Annotated in this window: 14 protein-coding genes; all 14 read right to left on the reverse strand. The window is 70.8% G+C overall.

Annotated elements, in window-relative coordinates:
- A partial coding sequence (locus tag GKQ77_RS14100) for an MraY family glycosyltransferase (RefSeq protein ID WP_219689066.1) occupies positions 1-1209 on the reverse strand: 1209 nt, incomplete at its 3' end.
- Between the two features lie 130 nt (positions 1210-1339).
- Positions 1340-2611: a serine hydroxymethyltransferase gene (gene glyA, locus GKQ77_RS14105; RefSeq protein ID WP_219689067.1), complete on the reverse strand. Its 1272-nt coding sequence runs from the start codon at positions 2609-2611 to the stop codon at positions 1340-1342.
- A gap of 77 nt (positions 2612-2688) precedes the next feature.
- Entirely contained in the window at positions 2689-3342 is a 654-nt protein-coding gene (locus GKQ77_RS14110; protein WP_125515116.1) for an arsenate reductase/protein-tyrosine-phosphatase family protein, read from the reverse strand.
- On the reverse strand, positions 3339-3986 hold the full coding sequence (locus GKQ77_RS14115; protein ID WP_030792118.1) for an L-threonylcarbamoyladenylate synthase: 648 nt from the start codon (positions 3984-3986) through the stop codon (positions 3339-3341). The genes GKQ77_RS14110 and GKQ77_RS14115 overlap by 4 nt, the downstream gene beginning before the upstream one ends.
- Before the next feature lie 49 nt (positions 3987-4035).
- Positions 4036-4875: a peptide chain release factor N(5)-glutamine methyltransferase gene (prmC, locus tag GKQ77_RS14120; RefSeq protein WP_219689068.1), complete on the reverse strand. Its 840-nt coding sequence runs from the start codon at positions 4873-4875 to the stop codon at positions 4036-4038.
- An 81-nt stretch (positions 4876-4956) separates the two neighbouring features.
- Positions 4957-6033 carry a peptide chain release factor 1 gene (gene prfA / locus GKQ77_RS14125; RefSeq protein ID WP_219689069.1) on the reverse strand — a complete coding sequence of 359 codons (1077 nt, stop codon included), beginning with the start codon at positions 6031-6033 and terminating at the stop codon, positions 4957-4959.
- Positions 6034-6162: 129 nt separating this feature from the next.
- Positions 6163-6384: a 50S ribosomal protein L31 gene (gene rpmE, locus GKQ77_RS14130; RefSeq protein ID WP_125515112.1), complete on the reverse strand. Its 222-nt coding sequence runs from the start codon at positions 6382-6384 to the stop codon at positions 6163-6165.
- A gap of 145 nt (positions 6385-6529) precedes the next feature.
- On the reverse strand, positions 6530-7642 hold the full coding sequence (locus GKQ77_RS14135) for an LCP family protein (RefSeq protein WP_219689070.1): 1113 nt from the start codon (positions 7640-7642) through the stop codon (positions 6530-6532).
- Between the two features lie 325 nt (positions 7643-7967).
- Positions 7968-10040: a transcription termination factor Rho gene (gene rho, locus GKQ77_RS14140; protein WP_219689072.1), complete on the reverse strand. Its 2073-nt coding sequence runs from the start codon at positions 10038-10040 to the stop codon at positions 7968-7970.
- A gap of 388 nt (positions 10041-10428) precedes the next feature.
- Complete coding sequence (thrB, locus tag GKQ77_RS14145) at positions 10429-11346, reverse strand: homoserine kinase (RefSeq protein WP_125515109.1); 918 nt, start codon at positions 11344-11346, stop codon at positions 10429-10431.
- Positions 11347-11589: 243 nt separating this feature from the next.
- Positions 11590-12648 (reverse strand): threonine synthase, encoded by a 1059-nt coding sequence (gene thrC / locus GKQ77_RS14150; RefSeq protein ID WP_219689073.1) that lies wholly within the window; start codon positions 12646-12648, stop codon positions 11590-11592.
- Between the two features lie 6 nt (positions 12649-12654).
- Positions 12655-13947 (reverse strand): homoserine dehydrogenase, encoded by a 1293-nt coding sequence (locus tag GKQ77_RS14155; protein ID WP_164551828.1) that lies wholly within the window; start codon positions 13945-13947, stop codon positions 12655-12657.
- Positions 13948-14041: 94 nt separating this feature from the next.
- Positions 14042-15433 carry a diaminopimelate decarboxylase gene (gene lysA, locus GKQ77_RS14160; protein WP_219689074.1) on the reverse strand — a complete coding sequence of 464 codons (1392 nt, stop codon included), beginning with the start codon at positions 15431-15433 and terminating at the stop codon, positions 14042-14044.
- A 42-nt stretch (positions 15434-15475) separates the two neighbouring features.
- Positions 15476-15682: DALR anticodon-binding domain-containing protein (locus GKQ77_RS14165; protein WP_258021317.1), on the reverse strand; the 207-nt coding region annotated here is incomplete at its 5' end.

The following is a 15682-nucleotide window of genomic DNA, read 5'->3' on the forward strand; positions in this document are numbered from 1 at the left end:
GGTCGGGGCGGCGGGTGCCTCCTGGGCGGCGCTCTCCGCACGCCTGCGGCGGTACCGCGGCGGCACGAACGCCTCGGCCCACCGGGGGGTGCGCGGCGTGAAGCGCGGCAGCAGGAGCAGTACGAGACCGAGCGCGCTCAGCGCGACGATGACGAAGAGGATCCATACGCTGGTGGAGTGCACCGAGTACGCCACGGTGCCGAACGCGATGAGCGCCGACCAGAAGTACATGATCAGCACCGCGCGGCTGTGCGAGTGACCGATCTCCAGGAGCCGGTGGTGCAGGTGTCCGCGGTCCGCCGCGAAGGGCGACTTGCCGTTCCAGGTGCGGCGCACGATCGCGAGGACGAGGTCGGCGAAGGGGATCGCGATGATCGTCAGCGGCATCAGGAGCGGGATGAAGACCGGCAGCATCGCGTGCGTGGCGTCGCGGGTGCCGCCGAAGTTCAGCTTCATCGCCGCCGGGTCGACCTGCCCGGTGACGGAGATCGCGCCGGCCGCGAGGATGAGACCGATGAGCATCGAGCCCGAGTCGCCCATGAAGATGCGGGCGGGGTGCATGTTGTGCGGCAGGAAGCCCAGGCACATGCCCATGAGGATGGCGGCGAAGAGGGTGGCGGGGGCGGCGGCCTCGATGCCGTAGCCGTACCAGATGCGGTAGGCGTACATGAAGGACGCGGCGGAGGCGATGCAGACCATGCCCGCGGCGAGGCCGTCGAGGCCGTCCACGAAGTTGACGGCGTTGATGGTGATGACGACGAGCGCGACCGTCAGCAGGGTGCCCTGCCCGGAGGTGAGCGAGACCGTGCCGACGCCCGGGACCGGGATCCACAGGATCGTCAGACCCTGCATCACCATGACGCCCGCGGCGATCATCTGGCCGCCGAGCTTGATCAGGGCGTCGATCTCGAACTTGTCGTCCAGGACGCCGATCAGCCAGATCAGCGCCGCCCCGGAGAGCAGCGCGCGCGGCTCGTTGGAGTTCTCGAAGACCGCGTTCAGGTTCGGCAGGTGGTCGGCGACGAGCAGGCCCGCGCACAGGCCGAAGAACATCGCGATCCCGCCGAGCCGGGGCGTGGGCTCCCGGTGCACGTCACGAGCGCGGATCTCCGGCATGGCGCCGGCCACGATCGCGAACTTCCGCACCGGCCCGGTCAGCAGATAGGTCACCGCGGCCGTGATGCAGAGCGTCAGCAGGTATTCACGCACGGGCTTCCCCACAGGTATCGCTGGCCATCTCAGCCCCACACCCTAGCTTTGCGCGCATACGGTTGGGGACTTACGGGTAGCGACGATGGTTGCACGAGTACGCCCATGCCCCTGACGCGGCTACCCCGTCCTACCCCGGATACGGCGGAAATCTGCCCGCCAGTTCACGCACCTCTTCTCGTACGTTCGCCTTCTCCGCGGCGTCGCCGACCGCTTCGGCCATGAGACCGGCGATCCTTGCCATCTCGGGGGCGGCCATGCCCTGGGTCGTGACGGCCGCGGTGCCGAGGCGCAGCCCGCGGGCCTCGCCGTGCGGCAGGGCGCAGGTGTCCAGGACGATGCCGGCCGCCGCCAGCCTGCCGCGCGCGGTCCGCGCGTCCACTCCCAGGGGGGCCGGATCGGCCAGCACCAGGTGGGTGTCCGTGCCGCCGGTGGTGATCGCGAACCCGGCGGTGGCCAGGGCCTGGGCCAGCGTGCGGGCGTTGGCGACGACCTGATGGGCGTACGTGGTGAAGGCCGGGGCCGCCGCCTCGCCGAACGCGACGGCCTTGGCGGCGATCGTGTGCATCTGGGCGCCGCCCTGCGTGAACGGGAAGACCGCGCGGTCGATCCGTTCCGCCAGCTCCGCCCCGCACAGCAGGAGGCCGCCCCGGGGGCCGCGCAGGACCTTGTGGGTGGTGGCGCAGACGACGTCGGCGTGCGGCACGGGGTTCGGTGCCGCTCCCCCGGCGACCAGGCCCATCGGGTGGGCCGCGTCGGCGATGAGGTACGCGCCCACGTCGTCGGCGATCTCGCGGAAGGCCGCGTAGTCGATGTGGCGCGGATAGGAGATCGAACCGCAGACGATCGCCTTGGGGCGGTGGGAGCGGGCGAGGGTGTGCACCTGGTCGTAGTCGATGAGGCCGCTCTCGGCGTCGACGCCGTAACCGACGAAGTCGAACCAGCGTCCGGAGAAGTTCGCGGGCGAGCCGTGCGTGAGGTGGCCGCCGTACGGCAGGCCCATCGCGAGGACGGTGTCGCCGGGCCGCAGCAGCGCGGCGTACGCGGCGAGGACGGCGGAGGAGCCGGAGTGCGCCTGCACGTTGGCGTGTTCGGCGCCGAAGAGGGACTTGGCGCGGTCGACGGCGATCCGCTCGGCGATGTCGACCAGCTCGCAGCCGCCGTGGTGGCGGGCGCCGGGGTAGCCCTCGGCGTACTTGTTGGCGAGCGGGGAGCCGAGGGCGGTCAGGACGGCGGGCGAGGTGAAGTTCTCGGCGGCGACCAGCTGAAGCCCCTCGGCCTGCCGGGCCGCCTCGGCGATGAGGACGTCGGCCAGCTCGGGGTCGTGCCGGCGCAGGGCGTCGAGATCGGTGTACGACGCCTCGTGGGCGGTGGGTGCGGTGCTGACCGTGCTGAGCGACATCGTGGGCTCCGGGGCCTGGCGGGGGTGACCTCAGATCCAATGTAGGCCGCTGCCCGGGGGCGGGCACGCCGATCCGGCTACATGTGTGCGGGCACCCCGGTCAGCGCCGTCACGACGGGGTCGAGGGCCTGGTTGATCTCGTCGCCGACGGACCGGAAGAAGGGCAGCGGGGCGCCGTAGGGGTCGTACACCTCGTCGGCCTCCACGTTGGGCGCGAGGAGCCAGCCGCGCAGGGCCGCGGCGGCCCGCACCAGGGCGCGGGCGCGCTCCACCACGCCGTTGCCGTCCGGCTCGGGCAGGGTCGTCGGGTCTATGGCCCGCACCAGCCGGGTGAACTCCTTGAGCGTGAAGGTGCGCAGGCCCGCCGAGTGGCCCATGGAGATGACCTGCGCCCGGTGGTCGCGGGTGGCGGTCAGGACGAGGTCGGCGCGGATGACGTGGTCGTCAAGGAGCTCGCGCCCCATGAAGCCGCTGGCGTCCGCGCCGAAGTCCGCGAGGACCGTCTCGGCGTTGGTCTCCATCGGGGCGCCCTCGTGGCCCCAGGTGCCCGCGCTCTCCACGATCAGACCGCCGGTGAGCGGGTCGCCGAGGCGGTCGGCGAGGGCATGCCGGGTCAGCCGCTCGGTGATCGGCGAGCGGCAGACGTTGCCGGTGCTGACGTGGAGGATGCGGAAGGTGCCCGCGGAGCCCGGGAAGCCCGTTATGCCACGCCCCGTCTCAGGGGCTGTCAATTCGCCACCTCGAGGTCGGGTACCACCTTGCGCAGCTCGTCCGCGTCGAGGGCGCCCGCGCGGAGCAGAACCGGCACCCTGCCCGTGACGTCGACGATGGAGGAGGGGACGATGCCGGGGGTCGGGCCGCCGTCCAGGTAGACGGAGACGGAGTCGCCCAGCATGTCCTGCGCGGCGTCGCAGTCCTCGGGGGCGGGGTGCCCGGTGAGGTTGGCGGAGGAGACGGCCATCGGGCCGACCTCGGTGAGCAGTTCGATGGCGACGGGGTGCAGCGGCATGCGGATGGCGACCGTGCCGCGGGTGTCGCCGAGGTCCCACTGGAGGGAGGGCTGCTGCTTGGCGACGAGGGTCAGGGCGCCGGGCCAGAAGGCGTCGACCAGCTCCCAGGCCATCTCGGAGAAGTCGGTGACCAGGCCGTGCAAGGTGTTCGGGGAGCCGATGAGGACGGGCGTCGGCATGTTGCGGCCGCGGCCCTTGGCGTCGAGCAGGTCGGCGCACGCCTCCGGGCTGAAGGCGTCGGCACCGATGCCGTAGACGGTGTCGGTGGGCAGCACGACCAGCTCGCCGCGGCGTACGGCGGACGCGGCCTCGCGCAGACCGGTCGAGCGGTCGGTCGCGTCGTTGGTGTCGTATCGCCGTGCCATTAGCGGGCCTCCTCGTACACGTACTGCTGCCTTGCGGTGGTCTTGATTGTCACGGCATCGCCCTGCGGGCGGTCGCGAAACGCGGCCTGTTGTTGAGGTCGGGGTGGTCGGCCGCGTCGGCCCAGCCCCGCTCCTCGGTGAAGATCCAGGGGACCTGGCCGCCCTGGGTGTCGGCGTGCTCGATGACGACGACGCCTCCCGGGCGCAGGAGCCGGTGGGCGGTCCGCTCGATGCCGCGGATCAGGTCGAGGCCGTCCTCGCCGGAGAACAGGGCGAGCTCGGGGTCGTGGTCACGGGCCTCGGGAGCGACGTACTCCCACTCGGTGAGCGGGATGTACGGCGGGTTGGAGACGACGAGGTCGACCTGGCCGTCCAGCTCGGGGAAGGCGTCGCGGGCGTCGCCCTGGACGAGCTTGACCCTGGACCCCTCCACGTTCTTCCGCGTCCACTTCAGGGCGTCCTCGGACAGCTCCACGGCGTGCACGCGCGAGCGCGGGACCTCCTGGGCCAGGGCGAGCGCGATGGCGCCGGAGCCCGTGCACAGGTCGACGATGAGCGGTTCGACGACGTCCATCGCGCGCACGGCGTCTATGGCCCAGCCGACGACCGACTCGGTCTCGGGGCGGGGCACGAAGACGCCGGGTCCGACCTGCAGCTCCAGATAGCGGAAGTAGGCGCGTCCGGTGATGTGCTGAAGCGGCTCGCGGGCCTCACGGCGCGCGATCGTCTCCCAGTAGCGGGCGTCGAAGTCGGAGTCCTTGACGGAGTGCAGCTCGCCCCGCTTCACGCCGTGCACGAAGGCGGCGAGCTCCTCCGCGTCGTTGCGCGGCGAGGGCACGCCGGCGTCGGCCAGCCGCTGGGTGGCCTGGGCCACTTCCGCGAGCAGCACGCCGCGGGGGTTCGGGGGCCGCCCCCCAATATGTTGCTGCACGCTGGTCCTCCGGGACAGGTCGTACGAGGGATGGGGACGTCAGGCTGCCGCGAGCTTGGCCGCGGAGTCCGCGTCGACGCAGGCCTGGATGACCGCGTCGAGTTCGCCGTCGAGCACCTGGTCCAAGTTGTACGCCTTGAAGCCGACGCGGTGGTCCGAGATCCGGTTTTCCGGGTAGTTGTACGTCCGGATCTTCTCGGAGCGGTCGACCGTGCGGACCTGGCTGCGGCGGGCGTCCGCCGCCTTGCTCTCCGCCTCCTCCTGGGCCGCGGCGAGCAGCCTGGAGCGCAGGATGCGCATGGCCTGCTCCTTGTTCTGGAGCTGGCTCTTCTCGTTCTGGCAGGAGGCGACGACGCCGGTGGGCAGGTGCGTGATGCGCACCGCGGAGTCGGTGGTGTTGACGGACTGGCCGCCGGGACCCGAGGAGCGGTAGACGTCGATGCGCAGGTCGTTCGCGTGGATCTCGACGTCGATCTCCTCGGCCTCGGGCGTCACGAGGACACCGGCGGCGGAGGTGTGGATGCGGCCCTGCGACTCGGTGGAGGGCACGCGCTGCACACGGTGCACGCCGCCCTCGTACTTGAGGCGGGCCCAGACGCCCTGGCCGGGCTCGGTGGCGCCCTGGCCGCCCTTGGTCTTCACGGCGACCTGGACGTCCTTGTAGCCGCCCAGCTCGGACTCGGTGGCGTCGATGATCTCGGTCTTCCAGCCGACGCGCTCGGCGTACCGCAGATACATGCGCAGCAGGTCGCCGGCGAAGAGCGCGGACTCGTCGCCGCCCGCGCCCGCCTTGATCTCCAGGATGACGTCCTTGTCGTCGGACGGGTCCCGGGGCACGAGCAGCAGCCGCAGCTTCTCGGTGATCTCCTCGCGGCGGCGCTCCAGGTCCTTGACCTCGGCGGCGAACTCGGGGTCGTCGGCGCCCAGTTCGCGGGCGGTCTCGATGTCGTCCCCGGTCTGCTTCCAGGAGCGGTACGTCGCGACGATCGGGGTCAGCTCGGCGTAGCGCTTGTTGAGCTTGCGCGCGTTGGCCTGGTCGGCGTGGACCGACGGGTCGGCGAGCTTCTTCTCGAGATCGGCGTGTTCGCCGATCAGTTCCTCGACCGCCTCGAACATCGGGGGCTCCTGGTTTTCTACGCGAGGGTTCTACGCGCGGTGTTCTACGCGATTTGGCTGCGGGACGGCAAAAGCGCCGGTCCCGGCCACCCCCTCCCGAGGGCGGCCGATGACCGGCGCAGTGGCTCGCTACTTCTTGGCAGCCGCGGCCTTGCCGAAGCGGGCCTCGAAGCGGGCCACACGGCCACCGGTGTCGAGGATCTTCTGCTTGCCCGTGTAGAACGGGTGGCACTCGGAGCAGACCTCGGCGCGGACGTTGCCGCTGGAGATCGTGGAGCGAGTGGTGAACGACGCGCCACAGGTGCAGCTGACCTGGGTCTCGACGTACTCGGGGTGAATGTCGCGCTTCAAGGTGTCTCCTAGTTTCGGGAGGGCGCCGGGTCGTACGCGCGGATTGCTCGTACGTGAACCGGGGCCGACGTACCAGTCTGCCAGGACCGGCCGTATCTCCCAAAACGGGGGGAGGCCGGGATCTATTCCTGGGGGCCTGCGGGCCTCAGTGACCGGCCACCACGTCGCCCACGTCGCCCTTGTCGCCCGCGGACTTCTCGGTGGCGGACCTGGGGATGGGCCTGTCAACCCTGAGCGCCTTCCAGACCTCCTGGTCGGCCTCTTCGAGGGGCAGGACGCGGTTGGGGTCGGCCGGGTCGTACTGGATGGGCATCGTGACCATCTTCATGTCGCCCGCGCCGATGCCCTTGAGGCCGCCCGCGAAGCTCGCGAGGCTCTTGACGTCGTTCAGCTCGGAGTCGGTGGTGATGGCGCTCGTCGCGTCGTTCGCCAGGTTGTAGAGCTTGTCCCAGCTGCTGAAGAGCCCGACGTCCTTGACCTGGTCGAGCAGGGCCTTGATGAAGGCCTGCTGGAGCTGGATGCGGCCGAGGTCGCTGCCGTCGCCGACGCCGTGGCGGGTGCGGACGAGACCGAGGGCCTGCTCGCCGTCGAGGGTGTGGGTGCCCGCGTCGAGGTCGAGGTGGCTGTCCTTGTCGCGGATGGCCTTCTTGGTGGTGATGTCGACGCCGCCGAGGGTGTCGATGAGCTTCTTGAAGCCCGTGAAGTCCACTTCGACGTAGTGGTCCATCCTGATGCCGGACATCTTCTCGACGGTCTTGACGGCGCAGGCGGGGCCGCCGACCTCGTACGCCGTGTTGAACATCTGCCGCTGCCCGCCGGGATCGGTCGTGCCGTCCTCCGTGGCGCACTCGGGCCGGGATATCAGGGTGTCGCGGGGTATGGAGACGACGCTGGCCTTCTTGTGGCCCTTGTAGACGTGCACGATCATCGCCGTGTCGGAGCGGGCCGCGCCCTCGTCCTTGCCGTACTCGGCGTTCTTGCCCGAGCGGGAGTCGGAGCCGAGGACGAGGATGTCCTGGGAGCCGTTGTCGATGTCCCGGGGGCGGTCCGTGCCGAGCGCGGCGTTGATGTCGACGCCCTTGAGGTTGCCGTTGAGCTTGTAGTAGACGACGCCGAGGGCCGTGCCGCCGAGGATTGCCACCGAGGCCGCGGTCCACGCGGAGACGACGAGCACCTTCTTGCGCCTGTCGCGCGGCTTGCGGCGGCGGCCGCGCTTGCCGCGCTTTCGCACGGCGGCGGCCTTGCTCTCGTCGGTCATGCGCCCCTCAGTCCTCGTCGGTCGGTACCCCCTGATTTCAGGGTCAAGCGTGGCTTTCCGTCACTTGTCAGACGGAGAATCCGACAGAAGGGTTGCACGGCGCCCTGGGTGCGCCCCGGGGTTGCGGCCGCCTCGACGCGCGTGCCCTGCGCGCCCCTTTTGGGGCCTTCACCAGCGCTTTCGCACCGGGCGGCGCCGCCGTCGGCGACCGTGAGAATCTCTTAGGCGTGTGGCCAAGGTCTCGGGAAACGTAAAGGGGCCGGCCCCGTCGCATGACGGGACCGGCCCCTTTTACGGTCACCTTGTTCCAGGCGCCCGCGCCGGGTCAGTCGTTGCCGTTGCCCGGCGTCGGCGTCGTCTTCTGGATCTGGAGCAGGAACTCGGCGTTCGACTTCGTCTGCTTCATCTTGTCCAGGAGCAGCTCGATCGCCTGCTGCTGGTCGAGCGCGTGCAGCACGCGGCGCAGCTTCCAGGTGATGGCGAGCTCGTCGCTGCCGAGCAGGATCTCTTCCTTGCGGGTGCCGGACGCGTCCACGTCCACCGCCGGGAAGATGCGCTTGTCGGCGAGCTTGCGGTCGAGCTTCAGCTCGGCGTTGCCGGTGCCCTTGAACTCCTCGAAGATGACCTCGTCCATGCGGGACCCGGTGTCGACGAGCGCGGTCGCGAGGATGGTCAGCGAGCCGCCGTCCTCGATGTTGCGCGCGGCACCGAAGAAGCGCTTCGGCGGGTAGAGCGCGGTCGAGTCGACACCACCGGACAGGATGCGCCCGGAGGCCGGGGCCGCGAGGTTGTACGCACGGCCCAGACGCGTGATCGAGTCGAGCAGTACGACGACGTCGTGACCCAGCTCCACGAGGCGCTTGGCGCGCTCGATGGCCAGCTCGGCGACCGTGGTGTGGTCCTCGGCCGGGCGGTCGAAGGTCGAGGAGATGACCTCGCCCTTGACCGACCGCTGCATGTCGGTGACCTCTTCCGGACGCTCGTCGACCAGGACGACCATCAGGTGGCACTCGGGGTTGTTGACCGTGATCGCGTTGGCGATCGCCTGCATGATCATGGTCTTGCCGGTCTTCGGCGGGGCCACGATCAGACCGCGCTGTCCCTTACCGATGGGCGCGACGAGGTCGATGATGCGGGTGGTGAGCACGCCCGGGTCGGTCTCCAGACGGAGCCGGTCCTGCGGGTAAAGGGGCGTCAGCTTGCTGAACTCCGGTCGCCCGCGCCCGGATTCGGCCGCCATGCCGTTCGCCGAGTCGAGGCGCACGAGCGCGTTGAACTTCTCGCGGCGCTCGCCGTCCTTGGGCTGGCGGACCGCGCCGGTGACGTGGTCGCCCTTGCGCAGGCCGTTCTTGCGGACCTGGGCCAGCGAGACGTACACGTCGTTCGGGCCGGGGAGGTAGCCCGACGTGCGGATGAACGCGTAGTTGTCGAGGATGTCCAGGATGCCCGCGACGGGGATCAGGACGTCGTCGTCGGAGACCTGCGGCTCGTTGCCGAAGCCCTGCTCGTCGCGGCCGCGACGGCCACGGCGGTCGCGGTAACGGCCCCGGCGGCCGCGGCGGCCACCCTCGAAGTCGTCGTCATCCTGCGGACCGTTGTCACGCTGACGGTCCTGGCGGTCCTGACGGCCGCCGCCGCCCTGCTGCTGACGGTCCTGCCGGTCGCGGTCCTGGCGGCCGCCGCCCTGCTGGCCGCCGCCCTGCTGGTCGTCGCCCTTGTTGCCGCGGCGGTCGCGGTCACGGTCACGGCCGCGGCCCTGGCGGTCACGGCGCTCACGGCGGCCGTCGGCGCCGTCGCCGCCGGAGCCGTCGCCGCCCTTGTCGCCCCTGGCCTCGGACGCGTCGCCCTTGGCCTCGGCCTTGGGCTCGCCCTTCGCCTCGGCGGTGACCGTCTCCGGGCTGCCCGCGTCGGCGGTGGCCCGGCGCCGGCGGCGCTCACCGGCGGGCTGGTCGTCGCTGGCGGGCTGGCCGGGGATGTCGATCTGCTGCTGGGCAGGGGCCTTCTCGGCCTTGACGCCCTCGGCGCTCTCCGCCCTGACGGCCTTGCTCGGCTTGCCGGCGCTCTCCGCGGCGTCCTCGCCCGTACGGGCCTTCGAGGTGGCCCGGCGCTTGGGCTTGGTCTCGGCGGCGTCTGCGGAAGGCGCGGTGCTCTTCGCCGGGGCTCCGCCCCCTGCCTGCGCCTCCTTGATGACGTCGATCAGCTGGCTCTTGCGCATGCGCCCGGTTCCCTTGATCCCAAGGCCCGAGGCGACCTGCTGCAGTTCCGCCAGCACCATGCCCTCGAGGCCGGTGCCGCGGCGCCGCCGGGACCCGGCCGAAGCACCGGTGGCAGGCGCCGCGGAGGCGTCCGTGGCGGGCGTGTCGGCAGTCACGCCCATCAGATCGGTGGTGTCGCTCACGAAGGGTCCTTCCCTGGAGCGGACGTCGGCCTGTCTGGCTCGGCGACCGGTTGTGCTGTCCGGCGGTCCTATGCGGATGGACCGTGCCGGGGCGGTGGTCCGCCAACGAGGCGGAAGAATTCATTGGTGATGGCGATTCCCGGTGCGGTGCCACTGATGTGCGGTGTCACTCGGCTCGGTCACGCCGGTTCCGGAGCGTGCTCAGGACCGCTCAGTGCAAGGCACGAAGCAGTTTGGGAGGCTCCCGGAAGAATGGTTGTCCCGGACGGGGACACAAAGCACCTCGCCATGGTGAGGTCGGGTGCAGACTTGAGATTAACACTACCGGATCCAACAAACATTCCCCCTCTCGGGATCGGGACACCCCGAAACCCCTGTGTTCACCGCGTCAGGACGCAAGCGGCAGCACGCTCGCTCCCTTGGCATCGAGTGCCAGGCGATTGGCCGCCCAGCCCTCTCCCGCCAGGCGTGCGACCTTGTCGGCCGCACTGTCTTCGGCCAGCGCGAGGACCGTGGGTCCCGCGCCGGAGATCACCGCGGGCACGCCGTCGGCGCGCAGCCGCTCCACCAGGGCGGCGCTCTCCGGCATGGCCGGGGCGCGGTACTCCTGGTGCAGCCGGTCCTCGGTGGCGGGCAGCAGCAGCTCGGGGCGCCTGGTCAGGGCCTCGACGAGCAGCGCCGCCCGGCCCGCGTTGGCGGCCGCGTCGACGTGCGGGACGGTGCGCGGAAGCAGGCCGCGCGCCGTCTCGGTGAGGATGGGCTTTCCGGGTACGAAAACCACCGGAACGATGGAATCGGCGGGCTCCATCCTGATCGCCCGCCCCGCTCCCCCGTCCATCCAGGAGAGCGTGAAACCGCCGAGCAGACAGGCCGCCACGTTGTCGGGGTGGCCCTCGATCTCGGTGGCGAGTTCGAGCAGCGCCGCGTCGTCGAGCCTGGCCTCGCCGCCTATCGTCACGGCGCGGGCGGCGACGATGCCCGCGCAGATGGCGGCGGACGACGAGCCGAGGCCGCGGCCGTGCGGGATGCGGTTGGCGCAGACGATCTCCAGGCCGCGCGGCTGCCCGCCGAGCAGGTCGAAGGCGGTGCGCAGGGCGCGTACGAGCAGATGCGACTCGTCGCGGGCGAGGGTCTCGCTGCCCTCCCCGGCGATGTCGATGTTCAGGCCGGAGTCGGCCACCCGGACGACCACGTCGTCGTAAAGACCCAGCGACAGGCCCAGGGCGTCGAAGCCCGGACCGAGATTGGCGCTGGTGGCGGGGACGCGCACCCGGACGGCGGCGGCGCGGAACGCTGGACCGGCCATCGCTCGATGACTCTCCTTGAGCTGCGTGTTTTCGAGGCTGCGTATTTTTCGGTACGTGCCACATGTACGGGAGACCCGGAGGCCGCGGACGACGGCGGCACCGCGGCATATGCGGCGGGGCGGGTTGGGTACAGCCTATCGAAGGAAGGTTCTGTGGCGACATAGGGCGCACAGGAGGCGCACGATGCGTGTCGTAAGCCCCCTGTGCCACCCCCTGTACGGAGTCGCGGGTTTTGCCCGCTGTTAGGCCAGACCGAGGCGTTCTGCGGCGGCGGCCGCGTCGACCGGGACCGTGACCGGCTGCGGGGCGCCCGCGACGGCCCAGTCCGGGTCCTTGAGGCCGTTGCCCGTGACCGTACAGACGATTTTCTGGCCCGGGTCGACCTTGCCCTGCTCGGCGGCCTTCAGCAGACCGGCGACCGAAGCGGCCGACGCGGGCTCCACGAAGACACCTTCCTGCGACGCCAACAGCTTGTAGGCGCGCAGGATCTCACGGTCCGTCACCTCGTCGATGAAACCGCCCGACTCGTCGCGCGCGGCGAGGGCGTACTGCCACGAGGCAGGGTTGCCGATGCGAATCGCGGTGGCGATCGTCGAGGGGTCCTTGACGACCTCGCCGCGCACGATGGGCGCCGAGCCGGAGGCCTGGAAGCCCCACATCCGGGGCGTACGCGTGGCGACCGAGTCGGCGGCGTACTCCTTGTAGCCCTTCCAGTAGGCCGTGATGTTGCCGGCGTTGCCGACGGGAAGGACGTGGATGTCGGGGGCGTCGCCGAGGGCGTCCACGATCTCGAACGAGGCGGTCTTCTGGCCCTCGATGCGGAACGGGTTGACCGAGTTGACGAGCGCCACCGGGTAGTTCTCGGACAGGCCGCGCGCCAGGTTCAGGCAGTCGTCGAAGTTGCCGTCGACCTGGAGGATCTTCGAGCCGTAGACGAGCGCCTGGCCCATCTTGCCGAGCGCGATCTTGCCCTGCGGCACGAGGACCGCGCAGACCATGCCCGCGCGGACCGCGTAGGCGGCGGCGGACGCCGACGTGTTGCCGGTGGAGGCGCAGATGACGGCCTTCGCGCCCTCCTCCTTGGCCTTGGTGATCGCCATGGTCATGCCGCGGTCCTTGAAGGAACCCGTCGGGTTCGCGCCCTCGACCTTGAGGTGGACCTCGCAGCCCGTGCGCTCCGAGAGCACCTGCGCGGGTACGAGCGGCGTGCCGCCCTCGCGAAGCGTCACGACCGGCGTGGTGGCCGAGACCGGAAGACGCTCCCGGTACTCCTCGATGATTCCGCGCCACTGGTGGGTCATTGCTGCCTACTCCCCTTCAACCCGCATGATGCTGGCGACACCGCGCACGGTGTCGAGTCTGCGCAGCGCGTCGACGGTGCCGGTGAGGGCGGCGTCGGGCGCGCGATGGGTGACGACGACGAGGGAGGCCTCGCCGTCCTTGCCCGTCTGACGGACCGTATCGATCGATACGCCGTGCTCGGCGAAGACCGTCGCGACCTGGGCGAGGACGCCCGGCTTGTCGGCCACGTCGAGGCTGATGTGGTAGCGCGTGACGACCTCGCCCATGGAGCCCACGGGCAGCTGCGTGTACGCGGAGTCGCCGGGTCCGGTGGACTCGGCGAGCTTGTTGCGGCAGACGGCGACGAGGTCGCCGAGGACGGCGGACGCGGTGGGCGCGCCACCGGCGCCGGGGCCGTAGAACATGAGCTGTCCCGCGGCCTCCGCCTCGACGAACACCGCGTTGTACGCCTCGCGGACCGACGCCAGCGGGTGGCTGAGCGGGATCATCGCGGGGTGGACGCGCGCGGTGACGGACCCGCCGTCGGCGGCCCGCTCGCAGATGGCGAGCAGTTTGATGGTGCAGCCCATGCGCTTCGCGGAGGCGAAGTCGGCGGCGGTCACCTCGGTCATGCCCTCGCGGTACACGTCGTCGAGGCGTACGCGCGTGTGGAAGGCGATGCCGGCGAGGATCGCGGCCTTGGCGGCGGCGTCGAAGCCCTCGACGTCGGCGGTCGGGTCCGCTTCCGCGTAGCCGAGGGCGGTGGCCTCGTCGAGGGCTTCCTGATACCCGGCGCCGGTGGTGTCCATGGCGTCGAGGATGAAGTTCGTGGTGCCGTTCACGATGCCGAGTACGCGGTTGACCTTGTCGCCCGCAAGGGACTCGCGCAGCGGGCGGATCAGCGGGATGGCACCGGCGACGGCGGCCTCGTAGTAGAGATCCCGGCCGTGCTCGACGGCGGCCTCGTGCAGCGCGGCGCCGTCCTGCGCGATGAGCGCCTTGTTCGCGGAGACGACCGAGGCGCCGTGGGCGAGGGCGGTGGTGATCAGCCCGCGCGCGGGCTCGATGCCGCCGATGACCTCGACGACGACGTCGATGTCGCCGCGCTTGACCAGTGCCGTCGCGTCGGTGGTGACGAGGGACGGGTCGATGCCCTCGCGCACCTTGGAGGGGCGGCGGACGGCGACCCCGGCGAGCTCCACCGGGGCGCCGATCCTGGCTGTGAGGTCGTCGGCGTGCGTCGTCATGATGCGCGCCACCTCTGAGCCGACAACCCCACAGCCCAGCAGCGCCACCTTCAGCGGACGCGTACGCATCATCCGACCTCACTTCTCATACATCTACGATGGGACCAGTCTCACCCACCGGACCGGAGTTTCTGTCCATTGTCCGGATCTTGAGACATCTATTTCATCATCCGACGTCGAGACGCAGGAGATCTTCCTCCGTCTCGCGCCGCACGATCACCCGCGCCGCACCGCTGTCGACGGCGACCACGGGCGGGCGAAGAGCGTGGTTGTAGTTGCTCGCCATCGAGCGGCAGTACGCACCCGTCGCGGGGACGGCGATCAGATCGCCGGGCGCCAGGTCGGCCGGGAGGAACGCGTCGCGTACGACGATGTCGCCACTCTCACAGTGCTTGCCGACCACGCGCACCAGCATCGGCTCGGCGTCGGAGGAGCGGGAGACGAGGGCGACGGAGTACTCGGCGTCGTAGAGCGCGGTGCGGATGTTGTCGGACATGCCGCCGTCGACGGAGACGTACGTACGCAGGCCTTCGAGGGGCTTGATGGTGCCGACCTCGTAGAGCGTGAAGGCGGTGGGGCCGACGATGGCGCGCCCCGGCTCGACGGAGATGCGGGGGGTGCGCAGCCCGGCGGCGGCGCACTCGCGTGTGACGATCTCGCTCAGCGCCCTGGCGATCTCGTGCGGCTCGCACGGGTCGTCGTCCGAGGTGTACGCGATGCCGAGGCCGCCGCCGAGGTCGATCTCGGGCAGCTCCACGCCGTGCTCGTCGCGCACCTCGGCGAGCAGCTGCACCACGCGCCGGGCGGAGACCTCGAAGCCGGCCATGTCGAAGATCTGCGACCCGATGTGCGAGTGGATGCCGATCAGCTCGATCCCGTCGAGCTTGAGGGCGCGCCGGACGGCCTCCGCGGCCTCTCCCCCGGCCAGCGCGATGCCGAACTTCTGGTCCTCGTGGGCGGTGGCGATGAACTCGTGGGTGTGCGCCTCGACGCCCACGGTCACGCGGATCTGCACGCGCTGGCGCTTGCCGAGCCGCTCGGCGATGTGCGAGACGCGCACGATCTCCTGGAAGGAGTCGAGCACGACGCGTCCGACGCCGGCCTCGATCGCGCGGTGGATCTCGTCCTCGGTCTTGTTGTTGCCGTGGAAGGCGATGCGCTCGGCGGGCATGCCGGCGGCGAGGGCGGTGGCCAGTTCGCCGCCGCTGCACACGTCGAGGTTGAGCCCTTCCTCGTGCAGCCAGCGCACGACGGCCCGGGACAGGAACGCCTTGCCGGCGTAGAAGACGTCGGCGCCGGTGCCGAAGGCGTCGCGCCAGGCGCGGCAGCGGGCGCGGAAGTCGGCCTCGTCGACGAAGTACGCGGGGGTGCCGAACTCCTCGGCCAGGCGCGTCACTTCGATGCCGCCCATGCTGACGACGCCCTCGGGGCCTCGGGTGACGGTGCGGGACCAGACCTTGGCGTCCAGGGCGTTGAGGTCGGTGGGCGGCGCGGTGTAGTGCCCCTCGGTCAGGACGTCGGCGTGGCGGGGGCCTGCGGGGTGTGCGGAACGGCTCATGGCTCGGTCGTCTCGTCTCTCACGGTGTCACGTATGACGGTGTCACAGATAGGTGGGTGCGCTGATGCCGAGCAGGGACAGGCCACCGGCGAGCACCGTCCCGGCGGCTTCGGCGAGGGCGAGCCGGGCACGGTGGGCGGCCGAGGGTTTCTCGTCGCCGACGGGCAGGACGGCGTGCTCGTACCCGAGCAGGGCGTCGGCGGTGCCGACGAGGTGCCGGGCGAGCCGGTCGGGGGCGCGGTGGCGGGC

Source organism: Streptomyces anatolicus, assembly GCF_019400875.1.
GTDB classification, from domain to species: Bacteria; Actinomycetota; Actinomycetes; order Streptomycetales; family Streptomycetaceae; genus Streptomyces; species Streptomyces anatolicus.

Excerpts from the sequence above, each read along its gene's own strand:
- GKQ77_RS14135 (WP_219689070.1), bottom strand. The coding sequence starts at position 7,642 with ATGACCGACGAGAGCAAGGCCGCCGCCGTGCGAAAGCGCGGCAAGCGC.
- thrB (WP_125515109.1), bottom strand. The coding sequence starts at position 11,346 with ATGGCCGGTCCAGCGTTCCGCGCCGCCGCCGTCCGGGTGCGCGTCCCC.
- lysA (WP_219689074.1), bottom strand. The coding sequence starts at position 15,433 with ATGAGCCGTTCCGCACACCCCGCAGGCCCCCGCCACGCCGACGTCCTG.
- GKQ77_RS14115 (WP_030792118.1), bottom strand. The coding sequence starts at position 3,986 with ATGGCACGGCGATACGACACCAACGACGCGACCGACCGCTCGACCGGT.
- thrC (WP_219689073.1), bottom strand. The coding sequence starts at position 12,648 with ATGACCCACCAGTGGCGCGGAATCATCGAGGAGTACCGGGAGCGTCTT.
- GKQ77_RS14155 (WP_164551828.1), bottom strand. The coding sequence starts at position 13,947 with ATGATGCGTACGCGTCCGCTGAAGGTGGCGCTGCTGGGCTGTGGGGTT.
- prfA (WP_219689069.1), bottom strand. The coding sequence starts at position 6,033 with ATGTTCGAGGCGGTCGAGGAACTGATCGGCGAACACGCCGATCTCGAG.
- glyA (WP_219689067.1), bottom strand. The coding sequence starts at position 2,611 with ATGTCGCTCAGCACGGTCAGCACCGCACCCACCGCCCACGAGGCGTCG.